The organism is Candidatus Nomurabacteria bacterium, assembly GCA_020631975.1.
GTDB lineage: Bacteria > Patescibacteriota > Saccharimonadia > Saccharimonadales > CAIOMD01 > JACKGO01.
The window spans coordinates 1-24,554 of record JACKGO010000001.1 but is presented as its reverse complement, the minus strand read 5'-3'; the positions used below and the strand labels follow the sequence as shown (position 1 = coordinate 24,554).

Annotated in this window: 8 protein-coding genes; 1 reads left to right on the top strand and 7 read right to left on the bottom strand. The window is 44.7% G+C overall.

Going from position 1 to position 24,554, the window contains the following annotated elements; all coding sequences use genetic code 11:
* Positions 1-21: 21 nt before the first annotated feature.
* Entirely contained in the window at positions 22-4,014 is a 3,993-nt protein-coding gene (locus H6795_00040) for a hypothetical protein (GenBank protein MCB9816911.1), read from the bottom strand.
* Positions 4,015-4,380: 366 nt separating this feature from the next.
* Positions 4,381-5,229, bottom strand: a complete 849-nt coding sequence (locus tag H6795_00035; protein MCB9816910.1) for a hypothetical protein — start codon at positions 5,227-5,229, stop codon at positions 4,381-4,383.
* Between the two features lie 104 nt (positions 5,230-5,333).
* Here H6795_00035 and H6795_00030 point away from each other — a divergent pair, with 104 nt between their 5' ends.
* Complete coding sequence (locus tag H6795_00030; protein MCB9816909.1) at positions 5,334-6,272, top strand: serine hydrolase; 939 nt, start codon at positions 5,334-5,336, stop codon at positions 6,270-6,272.
* Between the two features lie 2 nt (positions 6,273-6,274).
* Here H6795_00030 and H6795_00025 read toward each other — a convergent pair whose 3' ends face one another.
* The 5 genes from H6795_00025 to H6795_00005 form a co-directional block, all read right to left on the bottom strand.
* Positions 6,275-12,775 carry a hypothetical protein gene (locus H6795_00025; GenBank protein ID MCB9816908.1) on the bottom strand — a complete coding sequence of 2,167 codons (6,501 nt, stop codon included), beginning with the start codon at positions 12,773-12,775 and terminating at the stop codon, positions 6,275-6,277.
* A 636-nt stretch (positions 12,776-13,411) separates the two neighbouring features.
* Positions 13,412-13,645, bottom strand: coding sequence for a hypothetical protein (locus H6795_00020; GenBank protein ID MCB9816907.1), 234 nt, complete (start codon positions 13,643-13,645; stop codon positions 13,412-13,414).
* Between the two features lie 8 nt (positions 13,646-13,653).
* A complete protein-coding gene (locus tag H6795_00015) occupies positions 13,654-22,884 on the bottom strand; it encodes a hypothetical protein (protein MCB9816906.1) in 9,231 nt (3,076 codons plus the stop codon).
* 672 nt (positions 22,885-23,556) lie between these two features.
* Positions 23,557-24,117, bottom strand: coding sequence for a hypothetical protein (locus tag H6795_00010; GenBank protein ID MCB9816905.1), 561 nt, complete (start codon positions 24,115-24,117; stop codon positions 23,557-23,559).
* A 260-nt stretch (positions 24,118-24,377) separates the two neighbouring features.
* Positions 24,378-24,554: hypothetical protein (locus H6795_00005; GenBank protein MCB9816904.1), on the bottom strand; the 177-nt coding region annotated here is incomplete at its 5' end.

Sequence of the window (24,554 nt, the reverse complement as noted above, 5' to 3'; positions counted from 1 at the left end):
GGCTAGTAGTGGCGCAAGTATTTAGTTGCTGTTGTTAGCTTCTTCTAGGGTGATACGAATTCTATTTATGGTCATGCTGCTTGCATTGCTGGTGGCTGTATCAGAACACAATGTGTAGTACACGGCACTGGTTGTATTTGGGCTATCTAGGAATATCATTGTATTTGAAGCCTGTTCACCATTATTGGTAGTAAAAGTACTTAGGATGGTTCCAACAGGGGTACCACTGCCACAGGCCGCCGGCGATCCAATACTTCTTTCTACCCGTGCAACAATAGAACGGTCAGCAGTGGTGGCCGAAGACACTTCCATAGATATGCTACCAGTTATAGACTTAGCCGTGGTGCTTGGTGAAAAGTTAGGAACCGAATTATTATTCTCACCGCTGGTATCCCAGTATGATGTTGTGTTAGAGTCTACTGCAGAATCAGATGTCGTATCTATAAAGCTCCTGACTTGACGCGTACCAATACAATCAATCCATTCGCCACCTTCATAACATCTAAACTTACCTGAAGCGCTGTTATAATACATACCACCATCCGTACCTGTTGGATCGCCAGATGTATTCTTAGTATCAAGCACTAGTAGCACACCGTTAGCATCTGCACTTGCACCACCTATGCGTATGAGCCCACCGTTGGTATCGACATTAAAGTAGTCTACACCACTGCCATTTTTAACAGTGAAAGCCGTGCTACTGGTAAGTGATAGCTGTAAAGCACCGCTATTCACCATTCTTAGCACCGACGTTCCATTCTTTTGTAAGTTGAGGATGTCGCCTGATGCACCTGTTTTATTTATGTATAGGCTATTATTGGTTGAGTTGTCTTGTTGGGCACTCCCCGGGGCAATTAATATAAAGCCACAGGCGTCGCTGCCGCTAATACAGACCGTTCCGCTGGCATCTGGTAGGTCAATATTCCTTGATGCGGTAAGTGACGTAACGCCCAGCACGCTGGTAAAGCCATTGGCATTAATGCCATCGTGTAACAGTAATCTACCTTGATTAGACGATCCAGAAATATCACTACCAAGTGATAGTAAACCATCTGAACTGGCGGCCACTACTGGCACGCCGCCGTCTGTTTGGACTTCAAAAACGTTGGCTAACTGGCCAGAAACAGATTGTAGTACTAAACCTTTTTGGTTGACACCATTGGTGTAAATTAAGACTTCTGCAGCGGAATCTGCTGTGGCAGCAGTATTGACACTTAGCGTATTAGAAGCAGAAGCATTTATACCAATTTTATTGCCTGCGGCGTCAAAGACAAGCGTTCCATTAGCAATATCTAGGCCGTTTGGTAGCTGCAAGGTGTCTGAGTTAATTGTTAAAACATCAGTCGCAGCGTCACCTATAGTTACATCACCGTTCAAGAGTGTATTTGCGTTGGCTACTAAATTCCCGCTAATTGTCGCGAGACCTGCAATGGTGGTATCACCGCTCGCTGAAACTGTTATACGCGTAAGACCACCAGTAACAATTTCTAAATCATTGACATCTGACGTACCAAGTATGGCTGCTGCACCAAAACTATTACCACCCTGTAAAAAGCCGCTGCCAGGGCTACCTGCAGGTGCGGCAGTTTTTTCAGCTATCGTCCATGAACTGCCGGCTACAGCATATTGCGGGCCAGACGAACCAGATTGCGAACATAATACCTCATAGTACTCATTCGCTGCTGTAGTCTGGGCATATACAGACGAGCTGTTCGTACCTCCGGCATCAGTGTTATTTCTAGCATAGGAATACGAGCCACTCGGCGAGTTATAGGTTGTGCCGTTAAACCTTACCTGACAGAATACGGTATTTCTATTGCCTGATTGGTTGAGGCCACTAATATTATAGTTAATTTTATACCAGCCGGGCTCATCAAGATACACTCTTGTGTTATTTGTAGAATTACTATGAGTAAAGCCAGTATCTTTCTTGGTTTCAGCGTCCCATGGCACGGCTGTAGGTGTAGCTGAGTTAAGATCTGTACCACCTGTATTATCATATGCCTGTATGGCAGCGACAGTCAGCGGTGCTGGCCCGCCGCCACCACCGCCCGTTAATGATACCCAACTGCTACCGTCATAACCTTCAAAATCAGTACCAGTCCAACGGATTGTACCAGCTGCTGCAGTTGCCGTATTGCCTACCACAAGCCCATTACCAAACGTCTGTATGCCACTAAAGCTTTGGGCAGTATTGAGTAGCGCCACATTACTAGACAACAACGTATCACTAAGCGTACCGCTGTTGATGTTACTAGCGCTTAAGTTGGTAAGCGCCGATCCATCACCATTAAAGCTTTGGGCAGATATTGCCCCTTCTACACTAAGCCCTGCTACGGCCGTACCATCACTATTGGTGATGCTTAGTAGTGTATCTGCCGTATCATTCAGCTCTATGGCAGTTGTACCGCTTGCGGTTCTGCGCACAGTAGCGTCGTTTAAGATTAAAATGTCATTGCCTGAGTCTAGCTGTAAACTATTACCAGCACCTGTTGAAATGGTGAGACCACCACTTGCGGTTAGGCTATTACCCACACCTATAATGTCACCGGCGTTGGTAATCCCATTACTATTTACATCTAAACCACCGCCCGTAAGACTAACACCGCCGTCTATTGATGCTCCTCCACTAGATACTTGCAAGCTACCACTAAATATTGAACTGCCGGTAATATTTACCCCGCCAGTCGTCACCGTGAGGCCATTACCAACTATTAGACCCTCGCCCACTGTAAGTCCCTTTGCAACCGATACCGCCCCAGCGTTACTGACAGACAGTCTTGTTAGCCCATTGGTTATGACATTAAGCCCAAAATTATCAGTGGTACCAAGCACGGCTGTTTGTGAAAAGCTATTACCGTTTTGGGTGAAATCTAGGCTGACTACATCTGTTGTAGCGGTGGCTACCACGTAGCTACCAGCATACACAATGGTATTACTTGCATTAGCCGTAAATTGTGCCCATTGCAGCGTTACATCACCCGCATTCGCACCATTAGTAACCGCGCCAGTTATTTCATACACATCGACTCTCCCATTACCCGACACAGTGGTAGTTGATACACCACAACCATACTGGCCATTTGACGTCGCACCTTCTGGGTCAATGTAAGCAACCCGACAGGTTGCTCCAGATGGGGCTGTTACGGCGAACCGAAAATCTGGTGTCGTACCTGAGTTAGCCTGTAGCACAAAACGATACGTCCACGTTTCATCTGCACCAATGCTAAACTTCAGCTCGTCATCGTTTTGCAATGTAGCAGAATTATTCACCGTTTCGTTTGTCGTCTTGACTACCGTCTTAAGGTTAGGTGTTCCTGAGCTACCACCCCCACTACCGCCACTAGTAAATGAGCGCCAATCGCTGCCATCGTATCCTTCAAAGTCGGTACCGCTCCAGCGTATTGTACCAGCCGTCGTCAGACCACTGTTGCCCACTGTTAAACCTTGAGCGATTGCTAGACCACCACTTTTATTAAGCGTGAACACATCTACCCCGTTACCCTGAAGCTGCAGCAAGCCACCGCTACCATTTTGGTTTATACGGAGTGCACTGTTAGTAGAGTTAACGGATTGTACCAGGCCTGGTGTAAGCTGGGTCAGTTGATCTGCTGCTATCGTTCCACTAGACGTAGTCAGCGTATCTGCCTGGACCGCCCGAAACGCCAGCGGTACGGCAGTAATCTTCATACGGGGCGCCATTTCACCGTCGCCATTAATGTTCATGCTTAGCCACTGTTCTTGGCTCCAATCAATGCCTGGCCCAAACGGCGTTACGCTGCCCAAACTCGCCGTAATATAACCGTTTTTACTCGTCACCACTTGTGTTTCGGTCCACTGCGTTGAGCCACCACTCGCTAAAGAGTAAACGTTAAACTGAATAGTGTAAAAACCATCTGGCACGAGCGCACCAGTGTTTTTGAGAACTCTTGCCTGGAAATTAATCGTGTTATTAGCAGCCGCGCCCGCATTACCCGCGTATATAGATATATATACAGCAACAGATACTAGCATAACAAAAAACAGAGCACTACGGCGGAGGGCCTTTGACTCTGTTATACGATGTATAGCGTGCGTCCACGCTAAATATACTCTATGCATTGTTGGGTACTTTTTATTTTGATTTTTTTGTTTCGTCAGCGCAGCTTTTTTGGTTTCGCAGCCATTTTTGTTTTGCTAACGTTACCTCTAGTGTACCCCTAATGGATATTTAACACAAGAACTTTGCTACACAACCTTATATACATATCCACAAGCTTTACTATACTAGCTGTTTTATACTAGCCATATTATGCTAGTATATGGTGTGTGTTCTTAACATTGTACGACGTAGCCACGAAATGGCTTCTTTACCACATTAGTACCAGTAATAATCACCCATTAGAACTTAAGGTTGCCAATGTATGTGACCCAATCGGCGTTCGGTATGGTACTTTCTGACGCTATAAGCACGAGGTTTTCGCCTTTTATATAGACAACAGACTGTGCACCATTCACTGAAGCGCCAATGTACGCAGTATTATCGTCTATTTCTATGGTATCGTTGGCGTTAAAACTGTTTGCTAACTCTTTAAGTTTGGCAGCTTGGTCGGTCCGCAAAGCATCCGGAAGTTGTTGTTGGCTCACTTTTATTTTTACAGAACCAATAGAATCTGCAAAAGCATACACTGGTGGGCTTCCGTTGGGGCTTATTTTGGCAAAACCTCCTAAATCATCAACACCCTTGCCAAATGGGGTAAGCATAGGGAATTCAGGGGTGACATTGGTTTGAATGCTAGAGGTGACTGCACCTTGCACTTCCCCGCTATTATTTGCGTCTGATTTTTTTACATTGGCAATGACTACCCCCGTGACCATCACGACCAAGGCAATACCAGCAACAGAAATAAGTCGTTTCTTGGGCTGATTTTTGAGTTTATTGGGTATCGCGATGTGTGGCAACCGCACGCTAACAGAACGCTGTGCGTCATTAGTGATTTTTTTGTGATCTTTCGTGCGCGATTTGGTGGCTTGGTTTTTTTGTTGTTGTTTTTTTGCTACGCGCGCTTTACGCCACTGGGAAAGTTCTTGCTTTACAGACGCGCGTCGTGTAGCTTGTGCTTTTTTTTGCGCACCCCAAATGTGTGTCAGTTGTTCTGGTGAGCCTTGCTGTGAACTGGTAGGCAAACCAATACTACCATCGTCTTTACGTGTTAAGCGAACTTTTGGCTTTTTTACCTCTTTTTGCATCTAAAATCATTATACCACCTCTGGTTTCATAGTGTAACCAGACGTCAAGCGACAATGATGTCTGTTCTAAACAAACTATATTTGTGTGATAATACATGGTAGCGATGAATAAAAAACATACGGTGGTACTGGTTATTGTTGGGATTTGCCTTGTTATTGTAGGTGTTGTGGTAGGTAAATTCTTTGTAGGTGATACAAAAAGCACCGCATCAAATACCGATTACCCCTTGCTTGCGAAACGTTTGTTCGTAGATAACCCAAATGATACGCGCATTAATTTTAGCCCACTGAGAAAACAACTAAACCAGTATTTTACAGATAACAATCTTAAAGGCAGTTTGTATTTTGAGTATCTGCCTACGGGCACCTCTATCCGCGTGAATGGCGACGAACGCTACCGAGCTGCTTCTTTAATGAAGTTACCGGTTGCCATGGAACTTTATAAAGCCAGCGAGCTAGGTAAGGTAGATCTAGACAGCACTGTTACACTTAAAAAAGAATGGCTCAATGACGGTTATGGCACACTCTATAGCAAAGGCGAAGGTTACCAGCTTAGTCTGCGTGACGCAGCCAGGATACTCCTAGAAGAGTCCGATAACACCGCCCTGCGCGCAATCTTAGACGCCACCGACGGAAAACTCGAAACAACCGATTTGGCGCTAGGCTCGTTAGATATAGAGTTCACGCTCAATAAAGATACTAGCATTGACCTAGGAACTCGTTCGTATTCATCGTTTTTTAAGTGTTTGTACTTTGCCTGCTATAACAACAAAGCAGATTCGCAAGAAATATTAAATTATTTAAGTAATTCTACATTCAATAACCGCTTGCAAGCTGGCATACCCGATGATTCAGTAACGGTTGCCCATAAGATTGGGGTATTCAATACGCAAGTCCAGAGTGATTGTGGCATTGTATATTATGACAACGGTAATTATTTAGTGTGTGTAATGCTAATGGGCGAAGACAATGAAACGACGAATAATCAATTTAAAAATATATCTAATGTAATCTATCGTTTTGTCTCTGATAATAAGCAGTAATTTTATGGTAACGAACAGTTAATCTGGCCACCACTTTGCCTACAAGGAGTGTCTAGAGGCTGTTGCTCCCCTCCTGTAAATGTTTTGCCGTGTCGTAGCCTCTTGCTTGGATCAGAAGTGAAGAATAAGCTTAAGTCAGCAATTGTCGGACCCCTATTAACGTCTTCTGGGTAGCCAAAGGTCTGTTCAGCATCGATTTCTACAAAAAAGTAGAAATACCTTGCACAGTTAATGTTTGTGCCACTTCCATCTAATGGGGTGTAGGTGTTTACTTGGCCTAAATTAGTATCACCAAAATTGGTCACTCTCCCCCAAGTACTCATGTCTGCGGTGCCGCAGTCTGTTGGAATCCCATCGGTGTCATTCATAGATCTGTAACGAACTTGCCATCTCGCGCCAATAGAATTATCTAAACCATTTAATAGCCATGAGTTTGGAAAAACGTCTGTATCGGTGTCAATCATACGTGAGTATTTGGCTAGTTGAGGCTGGGATAGCAAAGCAGTTCGAACCGCCCTGTTAGCACCCGTAAGATTCATTGTTGGTGCACCATAGGTTATTACTATACGCCCAACAGCTCCTTCTGACCCAGGGTTGGTTGTGCTACCTCCACCACCGCCCGTGCCTGCACTTCCTCTGTCTGAATCAACACTATTACCAGGAGCTTGTCCACTGGCCTGACTATTTGTTTGGCTTGTGCCAGTCAAGTAGTTAGAGCCACCACCACCGCCACCACCGCCGGCATCACCTGCTTGTGAACTACTACCACCACCGCCACCATAACGACCACCACCACCGCCACCGCCACCGCCATAGCCGCCCGTATCACCACTACCGCCGTCACCATCATCAGCTTGTCCACCATTATTTTCTCCACCAGTACCACTACCGCCATTGCCTCCGTCGCCAGCTGTTTCAGCACCGCCAGACGATCCATTATTAGAACCGCCTGTACCACCAGTGCCACCAGCTGCACCCGTACCGGGGTTTCCACCATTTGCATTACTAGAGCTGCCTCCTATGACACCAGTTGTTCCACCGCCACCACCACCGGCGCCTCCCGGAGTAGCAGACGAGTTGTCGCCACCGCCACCGCCACCGCCACCGGCTGCAATAAGTAAATTAGTGCCACTTCTATTTATCTCAGTGTGACCGCCGCCGCCGCCACCACCGCCAGAATTTGACCCAGGATATGTTCCACCTGCCCCACCAGAACCTATGTAGATGTTTAATGATTCAGACGGTGTGACCGTCAGTGTAGATGACACATAACCTCCGCCACCACCAGGACCGCCAGCGCCAGATGATCCACCTGCACCGCCACCGCCACCGGCACCCCACATTTTAACGTTAATAGAAGTAACACCAGCTGGAACTACATACGTGCCACTACCAGGTGTGTCATAGACTGTTTGATTTTGAGCTATACAGCCACCACCAAGTAAGTATAATCTTCCTTGGTTATACGCAACGGCGTTGCCGAACCGATCACCTTCGTACCTAACATTTGTTTCATTCCATTCGCCTACACCGGTTGGGTTATTGCCGGTGGCAATTGTGGTATTGGCACTAATAGGTGCAACGTAGGTATTGCTATCACAAACATCATTGGCTGACCGTCCACCAACCACATACATGTAGCCATTCGCAGCAAAACCTTCACCTTGCCTAACAACATTAGGTAGTGGTGTTGTAAAGGTCCATGCGCTTAAGCTGCCATCAGAGTTAATTTTAGCAAACTGAGAATCGAGCAAATAGTTGCTTCCGTCAAAACCGCCAAAAGTGTACAGGTTATTTGCATAGGCAACAACTGCATTACCAGACCTAGGTACGTCCGGAGTATTGGTAGTTTCAGTAGCCCAACTAGAGGTGATATTACCACCAGAACTGAGATCGGGCGATATATATACGGTATTAGATACGTTAGCACTATCATCATTACCGCCCACTACATATAGCCTATCGTTCCAGCTAGTAGCCCCAAACTGCGTTCTATCAGCTGGTAAACCATTAGTAGCTGTTGCCCAACTTGCTATATTGCCAGTGACACCATTCGGAGTCGCATAATATACTTCGCTTTTTTCATCACCAGTATTATCCTGTCCGCCCATCCAGTATAAAGTTCCACCAGCCTCGCGCAGTTTGCCCCATCCTCGCCCAGCTGGCAAACCACCCGTCGTGGAATTCCAAACTCCGATATCTCCTTGTGAATCAAGAGCAGCATACTGAACATTATTACTCGTTGTACTACAGTTACCAACCGTGTCGGTACATCCACCTGCCATGTAAATATAGCCGTTATGTATGATTGAGCTTGCTGCATACCTGTCAGTTCCAAACTGATTACTCGCAGCAGTATAGCTCGCAGGTGTACCGCTATCATTGTTATATAACTGAAATGTTTGAACTGAAGGTTCAAAGCTACTACATCCACCCGGGCTGGCACCTACATCACAACCGCCAACTACATAAGCATACGAATTAGAAACTGCCATAGACAGCCCCCACCTCTGGTTAATCGTTACAGACGAAGTCACAAAATTGTCAATGCTTCCATCAGATACGTCTTCTCTGGCCCATTCAATAAAGGGAATAATGCCTGCCCCACCGGCATTATATCCACCAACTCCGTAAATATGACCATTGTACCCAAAAGCAAAACCACGACGCCGGCCAATAGAAAGATTATTCTCAGACTCTATCCAATCATCGTCATTGCTTGCCGGGTTAGCCGTCCCGCTTTCGGCATCTACGATATTATTATTATCATCAAACTTTGCATAAAATACTGTGTTTCTATCGCCCACGTTATCACTGTACCCACCAATTAAATAAATATAATTGGCGTAAACAGTGCCAGAATGTAAACCTAAACCTTGGTTGGCTTCACTAGCTAGTTCGGCATCTATTTGCAGCTGTCCAGATGTATCACAACCAGATATATTTCCAACAGTAGATATATTACATTTATACACTTGGGTATTATATGAATTTGAACAACCCGCGCTATTGCTGAACGCAGAGCATCCTCCAATAATATACAGGTTGCCTGGGCTAGTGCTGGCAGCAGAAGGGTTTGCTCTCGCGTAAGCATATGTGTATGATAGTTCGCCCGCAACTCCAATGCCACCAAATGAGTTTGTTTCCCAGGCGCCATCTAAGCTACCATCGTCATTCACTGCGTTATGTGTAACAGCCCTTAAACCGTCAGCCGTCTCGTCTATTCCACCAATTAAATAAATCCTATTATTGAAAACGGTGATCCCAGCTGCAGATACGCCACTTGTACCATTCACTTTATTTGTAGAGTCAACGCACCATGCTCCTACTGACGTACCAGAACAAACGGCAGGTGCTTGTAATGCTCCGTCCGGACCAATTGCAACGTAAGATGTATTTCCAGAAGACGTACTGCATGCATAGTTTGTGCAACCACCAATAACATACAAATATCCATTTAGTATAACAGTAGAAGATAACATGCCGCCACCTTCGCCGGCAGCGTCACCTAATGGTGGTAAATCACAATTTTCTGGCGTACCACCGACACACAAGCCTTCGCCGACTTCATCTGTAATGCTGACTGTAGAAACCTCACCGGCTGGGTTTATGACGCCGTAATCAACGGCCGATAGAGCGTCCAAACAATGGCCAGACGTAGGGCTTACTGATATGCATCCACCTAATCTGTATAAACCACCCTGCCAGCCTATAAAAGTGTAGCCTACTCTCGTATTATCTAAATTACCAATTGAACGCCACGTACCCAGGCTGCCATCAGCATTTATGCTAGCGATCTGCATATCTGATGAAAACGTAGTACAGTTGCCACTCGCATTCACAGCGCTACAACCACCACCCATGTAAATGTAGGCTCCCCAAATATAACTAAATTTACCTCCAAAATTTGCTCTTGCGGTAGTAATATTGGAAGTCGTTTGCCAGGCATTCATTGTTCCGTCTTGGTTTAATTTAGAATAATATACAGTATCTCTTAGGTTTGCGCTTGAGTTACTTGCGCCTTCGAACCCACCAATAGAATAAAGCGTGTCATTGTAAACTACCACGTCACCCATATGGCGTCCGGCTCCAGCTGGTAGTGATTGCATGCCAGTAGTAGTCCAGCTAGATAGTTTACCATTTGGCAAAATATCAGCTTTTTCAACAGTATTTACGCCTCCCGGGCTCGCATTAGTTTGGCCACCAACTATATACATACTATTGTTGTAAACAACTGCAGATAGGTAACTTTTGGCTACACCGCCACTTAGGCCAGAGTCTTGATACCAATACACCCAATTATTTTTATTGTCGTCGGTAGGATGCCAAAGCTGTGGTTCACCATTTGCACCAAGCTTAGCAATGTAGACCGTAGATTCCCTACTGCCCGATGGGTCTTGTCCTCCAATCACATACAAATAACCATTGTAACTGACCATACTATGGTTCACTCGGCCTTCTGGCAAATTATACACAGGATCGTTACACCAACCACTACAAGCACCAGTACCTGGGTTAGGACTTGTTATTGCCAAACTATTTGAGTCAAATTTAGCCCATTCTACGGTATTTACCACAGTAGGTGTACTTCCACTTGACGGCGCAGGGTTAATGGCAATAGTAGTTGAGCCCCACGTATCAGTTACGTAACCACTAGCCATACTAATTGTGCCCGTGGACACACCAGCAGCTGGAGGATTGTTCATAGATGCAACACCATAAGCACAGTCCTGGGTTCCTGTTGGACCACCATACGCAATCGAGGTGTGTCCACTTGGAGCCCAGCCAGCATCATCTATTTCATCGTTGTCTGCACCCATAGCTCTAATAATTAACGTGTCATCATTGCTTGGTGTAATAGCTGGGAAGCTCGGTGTCGTGTTAGAGCCAGATGAAGCTGTAGTAGGTGTTGGCGACACAGGATTACTCGTGTTAAAATTAGTAACCCTAAGAATAGCTCCACCCCACTTTTCGCTCGGTCCGGTCCACGTATAGCTAGCGGCTTCATCACCTCCACCTTCGTTTGTGCCTACTTTATAGTAACCAGCAAATTCTCCTATGTCGGCAAACTCTGTCCAGCCCCCACCAGCAGGCGGAGTAACTGCACCCGTGCCATCATGACACATCAATGCTACGTATAAATCACCAGCCGGTCTCGTACCCGGCATAGACATTGTGAAAGAAGTAGAGTTGGAGCTCTGTAAACTATCTACCGAGCTAGCAGCAACGGGTGGCGTTACAATACTACCATCTTCTGTTTTACCACCCGCTCTATAAATATATCCGCCAGCTGCAGCCGTACTATGACCCCAAACTTCTTGGCTTATATCTAGATTTGATTGCCACGAATCAATCCTAGCACCAGTAGTCTGGCTTTTTTGTATAAGTTCATTATCAACATCAAAATCTACGTTCGTTTCATTATTGCCCTTCATGAGTTTGGCTGCTGTTTCAACGTAAATACTAGGGTCTATCGTAATTGGGTAATTTGCTGCTTTTAAATTGCTAGCTTTCAGTGAAATAATATTGTCTTTAAGCTCAAATTCAGCCGTAGCTTTACTCATCGTCTTACCGACTTCTAATATATACGGGGCAGGCAGTTTAAAAATAAGACGATTTTTAGATGATTTTTGGCGAGCTTTATCTAGTAGCTGACTATCACTTTCTGTACTCGCGCTTACATCACCAATCAATGCAGAATTAGCAGGTCCGTATATACTAATAGAACCATCTGTTTCTAGTTTTGCTTCTAAGTAATCGGGCATTTCCAAAGTGTAGTCAAATACCATATCGTCTCTGATGTATTTTTCTAATAAAATATCTTCTTTTATAGACGCCGCGCCCAACGTAAATACTTTTTTAGCATTATTATTAAGCGGATATATTAAACGATTTTCCGACTGCTGGGGTTCTTTTAGACCGTATTTTGGCTTTAAGGTTACTGTTAAGTTACTATTTACATCAGTTACGGATACACCTTCTTTTGGATCTACAGCAAAGTCTGCACTAAATTTGGGGCTAGCAGAAAGTCCACTCACTTCAGCGCCAGGTTTATATCCTTCGTTATATTTGTAGTATTTACCCGTAGCATCCTTCACGATACTAGTGCCATAAATGGGTGAACTTTCTTTAAGCAACACATCGGTTTTGTTTAAAGAGTACGCATCAACTTGGTTTTTGTTATAGAAAACGTCTAGCACTATAATCACAAACATTGTTATAGCCATCATTAAAGCAAATATCCTCAACAAAAATGGTAAACCCATATAAACATTGATGAGCTTTTGTAAAAATCTTGGAATCTTAACACTAAAGCTGACCTTATCGGGTGCTTTGTATATAGGTCTTGATGACTTAGGTCGCTTATTAAAAAAGTGTTTAATATTTACAGAACGTTTAGTTTTACTTTGTGGCTGGGTTGATGCAGGCTTAATAAACTGCTCTTTTTGATTACTAGCAGGATAATAGGTGCGTTTTTTGATTGGTGGTTTTATACCATCCATTTTTCCTTTTTTGTTACTCCTTAAAGTACGTATATAAAGTATAGCAAAAATGCTAGTGTTTTGAAACAATAATATCAGCATTTTTACACGACTCTAACAGATACTCTTAATACCGATTATTACTGCAAATGGAATGTGTCGCACAAGTAGTTTTATTTTTTAGCATTCTAAAGAGTTCTTACATAGAAATGTTATATCTAAAAAGCCTGGGGGTTGGCCCAGGCTTTTTTGTTTTGATGTAGACGATCTATTTGGCATCGCCTGTGTTGGTGTTAGTTTTGGTAAGCTATTTTTGCTTACTGTTTGCTGTGTTTAGTGTTCTTGTGGCTAATCACTAGCCACTATAGCCTAACCACTATTTGTAGTTTTTATTTTTGTGTCCTGGGTTTGTTTTTGGCTGCTTGAAGTCCGCACAACAGCGACCAATTTTTTGAGGAGAGCTAATCCCCAAGACTTTTTGTTTTTAGGGTATGTTTAAGAATGGGGCAAAAGAACAATTAAAACCCCTTTGGCGTAATAACTTGTCGCGAGACCAGTTATTAGTTCATATAACGCGCACGATTTCTCGTTACCCTAACGCGTTTTTCGGCGGCGATAAACCGCCGAAACTGTGACTAAAAAGAATAATATTTGTGTTCAAAAAATTGTTGTATTGTGGGTGGTAATGAATTGATATTTACAGATACCACTCGCCTGAAAACGCTCACAGATAAGCTGAGTTTTGGTGTATCCGCGAGACGCGTAAGCGAGCTGTACGTGATGGTACAACAAGCGCGCACCGCAAACGGTAAGCCATAAATCAGCCAGCAATAAACCAAAGCTATCAAATGTAATTTGATGCGCTTGGTTTGTGATGTGAGTGTTATGCATATTCATCATTATTTACCCGTTGTCGTAAAGCTTAATGTTGATACATAGGCATTGGCATTACTGTTGGCCTTTACGTTGACCTTAAAGATTACATAGGCCCCGCCAGACGAACTTGTAAAGCCACAACCAGTTGCCTCGTTACCATTAATACCGACTGTCTGCCACGTGTTGGCAGATGTCGTAACGGCTGTTTCACCGGTGCCACAACGATACAACGTACCACCTTCACTGCGGAACATCTCATAGGTAACAGCGGCATTAGTAGTGTTGTCTACACGAGCAGTCAGCTGGACAGTATCGTCACTGGCGAAGCCTTTAAAGGTCGTCGGTAACTGGTACGAAACATAAATACTATAGGTTTGTTGAGTTGCCTGCGGACTTGTCCATTTATAAAAGTTGGTTGCTTTTACTGCTGGGTTACCGGTGCCATCACAGAGTGCTTGGTTAACTTGCAAGACGCCAGCTTGGTCTGCGCACAAATCGGCTGTCATGGTACCAACACCAGATCCGTTTAAGACAGCCCCAGAATATTCAGGGTTAAGGTTCACGATATTGTCTGGTGCACTACCGCATGCACCCCAACCATCTGCTTCGTAACACTGAATACGCCCAGTAGTTGTGTCATAGTACATGCTCCCTAGGTAGGCATCGTTGTTTGCGGCAATTGGTGGGCTGTCAGAACGGTCTAACGTAAAGAGTGTCGTTGGGCCACCTTTGTTTGCGCCACCAATTTGTACGTTGTTAGCATTGTTGGTGTTAAGTGTCATAGACAACGCATCTACATATATTGAGCGTGTTCCACCAGGTGCGCTCGCCTGCGTAATAATAAGGTCTGCGTTACTTGCTGCCGTACCGTCCGTTGTAAACAAACACGTAATTTTTGTCCACCCAGTTGTGTCAATAGCTTGCGTAGAATAGTCAACACAACTAACAAAGTTTGTACCACCGTCACGAGAATACCTTACTGTTAAATCATTAATATTACCCGTTCCGGAGCGTGCATAGAAACTCACCAAATACTGCGTGTTTACAGACGGAACAATTGCTAAATTGTTACGAATACCACGATCAGCGGCGTTTATTGTATCGCCACGTGCACTGGCGCTTGAATCATAAATAACAGAAGTGTCTCGGTTAGCAGTAGAGCCTACCCCATAGGCAGTCCAGTTTGTGGCAAATGTGCCAGCATTATCTACACTACCATCTGCTGCATACGTAGCACTGGCATTGATATTAACGCTAAGATTATCTATGTAGAATGTGCGGGCAGTAGCGTCAGTTTGTCGTATAAGTATTGAATTGTTAGCATTTATTGCACCAGATGCTACAAACGTACAGTTAATACGTGTCCATATGCCGCTTGTAACAACTTCTGCTGTTGAACATTGTGTTGTACCACTTGTGCTACCATCTGGTGAGTAGCGAATATCAAGCGTGTTAAAGTTAGTGGCACCACGCACGGCAAACGATACAGAGTAGGTCAACCCAGAAGTAAGTGGTGCGCTAATTCGGTTTCTGGCACCGTGGTTAGAACCAGAAGCCTGTACGCGAACCGATGCTGCACCAGTTGCAATATTATCACCTACCGTTGTGTAGCGATCTACTATCCCACCCGTTGTGGCATCCCATGTGTTCGCTGGGAAGGTGCTGGCTGTTGCGCCAATTGTTTCTGCTCCACCATTGGTAGCATATTCTGTTGCGTTGTTGTTGACACTAAATAAATTACTACCAATGGACGTTTGTGCTTCAAAGATGCCACCAATAATTGGGTTATTGGCATTGTTGCGCACGGTTAATCCATTAGCGGTTGCACTGTTACTTAGAATAATTTCAGCACCACCCGCACTACTTAACGTATTGTCATAAGCTGCCTGTAACGTGGTTGAGCTAGATGCGCCCGCTGCCGTCCATTGGCTACCGTTCCATATCATGGTAGCTGTGGTGTTTTGGCGCATGGCGATGTTTTGCTCTACACCCACACCTCCACCTACATTGGCACGCAAGGTAAAGTCGTTAGACCCATTGGCAGCTGTTACATACACCAATCGGCCTGCTGCGCTTGCACCAAGTGTTGGAGCAGAGAGTGTAAAGTTAACATCTGCCGCTGTTGCGTTAAGAACTATAGCTCCATAGCTATCGATATTAGCCTGAGTTATGTTTACATCTACAGCCGAACTCTGTGTTGCGGCAGTTAGATAAGTTGCAGTATCTAGAACCACCAAGCCTTTAGCTCCTGTACCTATGCCCGTACCACCCTGAACAAACACATTGCCACCGCTTGCATTACCACTAGTAGCACTACCACCTTGTAAGTAAAGTGCCGCGCCGTTAGTGTTGGCGCCAGTTGCGCTACCGGCAGCAACAGTAAGTGTGTTAGGTGTTGCTGCGCTAGCTACATTAATTGTTCGGTTAGCGCCTGCAACAAATTGCAAAGTAGATGCATTAAGATTAATTCTGCCTGTACCTGCATTGAGATTCAGGCTACTTGCTCCGTTTGTTGAACCTATATTTACAGTCTGAGCTGCACCAGTACTTGTGCCAACATTGACTGTTGAGCTAAAGGCGGCTGAGCCTACCGTTCCAACATTAATAGTATTAGCTGCGGTCTGGCTACCCATAGTAATTACTCCGCCACTTGCAGCCTGCAGTGCTAAGGTAGTATTTGCACCGTTTGCACCTGCCTGAATAGTTGTTGTACTTGTAGAATTGGTTGAGCCAACTGTAACCGTTTGTACTGCAGCTGCAGTAGCTATACGAATTGTACTAGTAGCTGCATTGGTGACAGAACCAATGTCTATTATCTTACCTGCTACGGTTGTATCGCCTATATTGATGTCACCTGCTGCTGTGCCGGTACCACCTTGAATATTTACAATGCTGGCACCGGTTGTATTACCAATAGTAACCGTCTTTGCATTGGCATTTGTACCAATGTTTATTGCACCAGTAGTACCTGTGTCTAAGTTAAGTTGACCAGTTGTGGCAGTAATAATATTAAGGTTTCTACCTGTTGCTGTTGTGATATCTGTAGTAATTGTGCCGTTGAAGATTATACCGTTAGTAGCATTGCTATTTAGGTTTATAGCAGATGTTAAAGTCCCTGCACCGGCGAGCTGAATACCATTTGTCATTGTGCCTGAGTTTTGGATGTTCAGACCAGTTGTCATTGTGCCTGCACCATTGGTAATGTTAACACCAGCAGTTGTTGTACCACCGGCAGTATTACGATTAACCAATAAACCAGCAGTGGTAGTGCCACTTGCATTTTCTAGCTTAATTTCTGCACCTGCGAGTGCACCAGCAGCTTGCAAGCGAATTGTTGCTGCGTTAACTCCCGTGCCAGACTGATTAACTACCAAGGCGTCTGCCTTGTTGGTAGCTGCAGTTGTTCCGTTAATTGTTAAGCCATTTATCCAGTCTGCTGTTGGTGAAATAACATTGGCTCCGTTAACTCCAGCTGTGTTGCTCGTAGGGACCTGCACTAATGAATTGCCAGATCCTGAGGGGCTAACCTGTACTATTCCACTCGCTGCGGGGAAAGTAATAGTATTAGCGCCCGACGGAGCTGTGAAGTTTAGTGTTGTGGTGTTACCACCTGTACCAACAATCCAGCTAGAGCTATTACCACCGAGCAGAGCCAATGTGCCTGTACCATTCCCAATGGTCGCAGCTGCAGTACCAGTGGCATTAATGTTAGTAGTGCCGGTAACCGTTACTCCACCAGTACCTTGTATTAAGCCAGTGCCGCTATTGATGCCAATTGCAGTAATAGCACCAGTTCCACCATCTAATGTAATTCTTCTGGTTGTGTCTACACCGTTTGGTATAAGTCCAATCTGGCCGTCTGCACCAATTGAACCTACCAAAATACCGGTCGTTCCACCTACTCTTACACCAGAAGTTCCAGTGTAAATACCTTGTGCGAACTGATTATTTTGATTAAGCCTTAGGTAGCCGCCAGAAGCTTCGACAGCTATGACGCCACCAATTTTATATGAATTTGCAGCAGTAACACTGATGTTTCCGGCAACTTCTAGAACCTCTGTTGGCAATGTGTTGTCACCAAACCTAGACTTACCGTAGGTAATGACGCCGAACTGATTAGCGCCAACAATACTGGAATAGTCGGCTGCTTTAAGTAGAGTATACTCACCCACAGTGCCAGCTGTGACAGACAAATCTCCATAAAAACCTGTTGCATTAATAATTTGCCCAGCGCCAGTGCTACGAACTTCAGAAAATACTGGAAATGCATTTGTTATAGTGCCTGCCCCATTTTGGTATACATAGCCTTGTGCACCATAGGCATTTGTAATAGCCCCACCAGCGCCACTGCCAATACCGCTCGCACCCGTAACGCCGTAAGAAGCGTATATAGATTGGCCAGAGAAGTTTGCTGCCTCTGCATAAATACCCCTAATATTGGCATTTACATTCGAACTATCAACAGCAGTACTAGCACCCAAGCTAGTTGTTACATTCATTCCCATTGCCCAAGTAGAATAATTAGCGGTCGTTGGAGTAAAGGTTTGGCTGATGTTCTGGGCCGCGACATACCCACTGTTTGCTGCTTGAGTATCTGTAACACTTAGTCTGTTTGAAGCTGAACCACCTAAGCCAACATAGCCATTATTGGCAACTACTAATGCATCGCTGCCAGCTCTTTGTAGCTGTAATATATTCCCTGTACCACTTGTCTTATTAATAAAGATAGAGCTGTTATTAGTAGCGTCTGCCTGAGCTGAAGCTGGTGCTAACTGGACATATCCATTCGTAGCACTTGGTGCGTAACCTGTGCAAACACTACCAGTTGTACAAATAGTACCTGTTTCGTTAGGTAGGGTTAGTATGTTGTTGGCAGTCGGGTTCGTTACTCTTAGAGTTGTAGTGAAGCCATCGTCTGTGGCACCTTGGAAGACGAGTGCATCTTGACCTAGTAGTTGGCTGGTGACAGTTAGCCGGTCGGTAGTGGCATCACCTATTGTTGTATTGCCGTTAAAGTTAGCGTTCTCTACTACGGTAAGTACACCATTGACAGTAGTGGTTATGCCAGCACGAGAGATGCTAAGGGCATTGGCATTTGTAGCACCAACGCTTAAGGTTGCTGCTCCACCTGTGTCTAGGGTTAAGGCATTAGCACCACCACTTGTTATGCCAAGTGCCCCACTAGCAGTAAGGGCGGTGGTAGAACCAAAGCTTAATGTACCAGAACCGCTCTGGACTGTTAATTGACCAGTAGTTGAGCGCAATGTGTATGCTCCGCCGTTACCAAAGGTAGCTATGCCAGTGGCAGCACCTATGTTTAGTGCGGTAGCAGCTGTAAAGCTATTGACTGTTGTAGGTGTAGTGAATAGGCCAAGAGTAGTGGCATTAGACTCTACTTTAGGTGCATTTAGGTTAATACCGTTGGTAGACCCAGCAACAAGTGTTACGGTATTTGCAGCATTGCTGGCATTACCAATGGTTACGAGGCCAGTGTTGGTGCCGGTGCCAATACTAGTGGCGGTGGCGCCAGAAGCATTAATACTTGTGGCACCAGTAACTGTTAAACCGCCAGTACCTTGCAATAAGCCAGTGCCACTGTTTACACCAACAGCTGTAATAGCTCCGGCATTGCTGACTGTAAAGTTGGTGCTATTAATAAGGTTGGTAAAGGTACCGCTAAATGTAAGCCCGTTTGTAGCTGTACCAGCTGTGTTGGTTAGGTTCAATAGATTAGTCGTTGTGCCACCAGCAGTACTGCGATTTATTAGCACGCCATCCGTTTGAACTCCACTTGCATTCGTTAGGTTGAATGCAGCGCCTGTTGCGGTTGTATTGCTCTGGTTAACAATAAGCGCAGTTGCACCCGTTGCATTAGTTGTACCATTTACCGTCAAGCCAACGACGCTAGCGGTTGTTGGTGCTACCGTGTTTGCCGCTGTAGTGGTCGGTATGGTTTGCAGGTAAGATCCACTTGTTGGGTTAAGAGTAAATGTGCCTGAAGCGTTTGGTAAAGTGTATGTTCTTGCCGCTGTAAGATCGGCATTTGTAATTGTACCGGCAAATCGGGCAGCACCCACTGCAGCTGCCTGGACAATAATCTGATCTTGAGTAGCAGTCGTTGTTTGTACCGTTAATGTATTACTTAAGGTTGTTGCGCCTGTTAATGTATTAGCGCTTGTACCACTCTGAGTGTACGCACCAGTTGTGGTAATGCCACTTACGCCAGTTAATGCACCACCAGTAGACACACTTAAACCACCGTTACTCGTAAGTGCAAATGTGCCAGTTGCGTTACCAATGGCGGTATTGGCAGTACCAGTAGTATTAATGTTGGTTGTGCCTATTAGGCTAATTGTGCCGCCACTTTGTAGTGATATATTGCCGGCATTTGCGCTACCAATCGCAACGGTACCAGTGCTGGTACCAGTGTTAATGGTCGTATTAAAGTTACTGTTGTCGTTTAAGGATATGGCGGCGCCAGAAATTGTTGCACCAAGGCTACCAGTTAATAGCTGTGATACGGTAAGTGCACCTGCGTTAGTAGTGGTAACACCAGTTCGGCCAAGCGTAATGCTAGTTGCGCTCGTATTTCCTAGATTTAGTACAGCTGCTGAATCAAATGTTAGGTTACCGCTCGTTGTCGTAAAGCTACTTGCGGCCCCACCAGTTACTGTTACCCCTGCACCACTTTGCAAAGCTAATGCACCAGCAGATGCATTACCTATGTTAATTACGCCCGTGTTAGTTCCTGTGCCAATGTTAGTCGTATTGGCACCACTCGCATTAATGCTGGTAGCACCAGTTACTGTTAAACCGCCAGTACCTTGCAATAAGCCAGTGCCACTGTTTACACCAACAGCTGTAATAGCTCCGGAATTGCTGACTGTAAAGTTGGTGCTATTAATAAGGTTGGTAAAGGTACCGCTAAAGCTTAAACCATTAGTAGCGGTATTGTTAGCAGAAGCAATAGTTACGCCTTCAGCTGCACCTGGTTGAGAAACAGCCAAGGCTGTTGCAGCTGTGCCGCTCGTGCCGTTAACAGTTAATCCAACTACGCTATTAGCGGTTGGGGTAATGGTGTTTTCTGCTGTGCTTGTTGGTACTTGCTTAATATATGAACCGGCAGTAGGTGCTAGTTGTACTGTTCCACTAGAATTAGGGAATGTGATGATGTTATTTGCCGTAGGATCAGTAACCCTAAAGGTTGTAGTGAAGCCATCGTCTGTGGCACCTTGGAAGACGAGTGCGTCTTGGCCGAGTAGTTGGCTGGTGACGGTGAGTCGGTCGGTGGTAGCATTACCTATGGTAGTGTTGCCGTTAAAGTTAGCGTTTTCTGCTACGGTAAGTACACCATTGACAGTAGTGGTTATGCCAGCACGAGAGATGCTAAGGGCGTTGGCATTTGTAGCACCAACGCTTAAGGTTGCTGCTCCACCTGTGTCTAGGGTTAAGGCATTAGCACCACCACTTGTTATGCCAAGTGCCCCACTAGCAGTAAGGGCGGTTGAGGTACCTAAGGATACTGTGCCACTGCCAGCTTGCAAGGTTAAGTTGCCAGCTGTTGTACTCCAGGTAGCAGCAGCTGCAGAAGTAATAGTGAGCGCACCAGCAGTGGTACTAATAGTGCTAGCGGCACCAGCGGTAGAGTTAATGGCTGCACCGCTCTGTAAGGTAATAGCACCAGCGCTAGCGTTACCAATTGTTACCGCACCTGTACTAGTGCCTGTGTTGATGTTTGTAGCATTATTGGCAGATGCATTGATGTTTGTAGTACCAGTTACGTCAACGCTGGTCGTTGCAGTAAGACCAATGGTACTACCGCTTTGAACATTAATAGTTCCGGCATTTGCGCTACCAATCGCAACGGTACCAGTGCTGGTACCAGTGTTAATGGTCGTATTAAAGTTACTGTTGTCGTTTAAGGATATGGCTGCGCCAGATGTAGTCAAGCCGGCCTGCCCAGTGATAAGTGAGCTAAAGGTCTTGGCGCCTGCAAAGATTTGAGCAACCGTGCTAACGATACCGGGGTTGGTGCCATCTGCCGTTTGTAAGTAAATCGCATTAGCTGCTATAGATGCGCCATCTGCACTCTTTGCTTGGCTATCTAACGTGCCAATTGTATTCACAACACTACCACTTAGGCTAACTGTTGTAACCCAAGCACTACCGTTCCAGATAAAAGCATTGCTTTTACCAGACGCAATGACACTACCGTACATAGTAAAGCTAGCAGTACCAGTGTTATTAACAAATGCCATGCGTCCTGCGGTCGTGTTAGTAGGTGTGGGCAATGTGAGGGTTTGGCTAGCTGTAGTCTGCGCTACGTTAAACACAGTGTATGCATCTACCGTTACAGCAGCCGTTCCAATGTTGCCACCCCCAGCTACGTCACTAATTGTCTGTGCGGTGAACAAAGTGCTACCTTGGTTGATAAAGTTAGTGCCAGTACCAACTGTGAGCCCGCCTGTAGCAGTAGTTAAGCCGGTAACACCAAGTGTGCCACCAATCGTAGCATTATTGGTGACACTTAGCGCGGTACCCGCTGCGCTAAAGGTATTCGCCGCCGTAAACGTGTTTGCACCTGCAAGTAGCGCAAAACCACAGGCACTGCTGTTTTGAATACACAAGTTATACGTTCCACCAGCACCTTGGTCTTGGATCTGGAACACCTGGTTTCCGCCAGTCGGTGCCAAAATACTTAATGTGCTCACATTTGCACCATTGACTGTTTTTAGCTGGGTGGCTTCTGCTGCACGGAACGCATACGGCACAGCAGTAACCTTCATGCGCGGTGCCATTTCGCCATCCCACGTTGGCGTAGCCGTATGGGCAACACCACCAATATTCATGCTAAGCCATAGCTCTTGGCTCCAATCAATGGTGTTGGCAAATGTACTTAGCGTGCCAAGGTTGGCTGTTACGTAACCGTTTTTAACCTGTATACGGTTATCGTTACCAGCAGTTGGCCCATTGCTGTCGTAGTAAGTTTCTGTCCACACAGTAGAACCACCACTGCTGGCAGTGTACAGTTTAAACTCAACGTTGTAGTACCCATCAGGCACTAATGCACCAGTGTTTGTGAGTATCCGAGCCTGAAAGTTTATTGTGCTGTTTGTAGCCGCCTGTACCCGGCTGCTAGGCGTATATAGATATATAATACTAGAAATAACAGAGGTAGCTACAAATAGCAAAACAAGCACCACGTGTAATGCCTTCTTTTTTGTTTTGTGGTATGGTGCGGCCTTACCACTCAATACAAAGAGGCGACGGGTGCAGTTAAAGATTCGACTAGTGCGGATTAGTCTATTCACTGCGGATTTGTTTTTTAAATTTGTTTTAGCATTTGTGCGGCAAATGCTTTTGTCGGCTTGTCTATTTGTTTACGTTTTAGCTTTTATTTTAAGTTCTTTTGGACTTTGTTTTTAGCTTTTGTTTTGTAAACAGTGCTTTGTTCTTTTGACAAACTCTGAGTACAGGTTACCGCATCCGTGAAACTAATACAACCCACATTACACCTAATTTTTTGTTCACCCAAAATACATGTAAATGTATAAAATAGTACTATAAATTCGTAGTTTTTTTTATAACATATAAAAATAATTAAAATGCGCGTAATTAGACAATCAAGTAGCTATTTTATCTGTTATTAGACAGTATGAATTACTGATAATTATTGTATATAGAGCACAGTTGCTTTATATACTGTATACCTTTTTACTACATTTTATTGTAGTAATTATTACTATTATATAATTACTAATTTCTGACTTTTCCACAGCTAATATTTTATATCCTGTGGCATGGTGTGACCGATGGTTTGGTTTTTCATCTTCTAATTACCTACCTAATCCCACTTCACATACCCAACCCCAGAACAAAAGTTCTCCTAAATAAAATCAACAGGTGTTTATCTTATTTATGAATTACTATATGGAAAATCTGTCTTTCAGCGATTCTTCGTGGTCTATGTGAGAGGTCTTAATATATGTAATATACTTAGAAATATTGAGGCTATCTGCAACAAAATGCACTTCTGTCTTACAAGCATAAGGAATAATCCAAATGCTCTGTTGCAGTGGTTGGAACCCGAGTAATCGCAGTTTTTTGGTGAATTGAGCACGATTTTTATTGTGAATAGCTGGAATGTCAAACAATACTAATCTCCATTTACCGTCCCATGTCTTTGGTTTATCAATTACTAGGGTGTCGTAATCTCTCTGGACCAGTCTCTTTTTACCTTTTTTGCTTATGGTTATGCCGTGTTGGTAGTTCTCTGTAATGAGTTTTTCCCTGAGAGCATACCGCAAACATCTATTCATTTCTCTTTCTCGTGCACGATCGTCAAGACTATCAAGAAATTTACGAGTAGCCGGGTCAATCAATTTTAAGATGTTAGGCGCAAGTAACACCATAGAAATAGATCCAGTTACTACAACCGCCTTCATTACCCCGTCTACAATTGCACTTGTTGTTTCATTTTTAGCCATAAATAAATTTAACACCTGTTTAGTTTATTTAACAATACTTATGGTATTTCTCATCTGTTATTGATTTTGATGTGTAACTTATTCAGCTTCTTTATATAAATAAATTGAATAGGTGTGTGATTTATTTATATTTTTCGAGGGGTTGGGTGGGTTGGGTTCCGGGGTGTTCGGCTGTGTGGTTTAAGGGGCGCGTGGTTATAGGGGTTGGTTGGGTGGTTGAGGGGGTGCGTGGCTATAGGGTTTGAGGTGTGGGGGGTGGATTATTCGATGACGAAGTAGTCGAAGGTGTAGGTTTGGCCGGCTTGTGGAGCATTTTTAAGGTTAATTAAGAACTTGCCTGTTTGGGCACTTCTAAAGAATTTGAGGTCAGTTGTTTGTTCGTTACCGGCCGTTAATATAACTTTAGGTACTTTGCTGAACGCTTGGTTAAAGGTAAC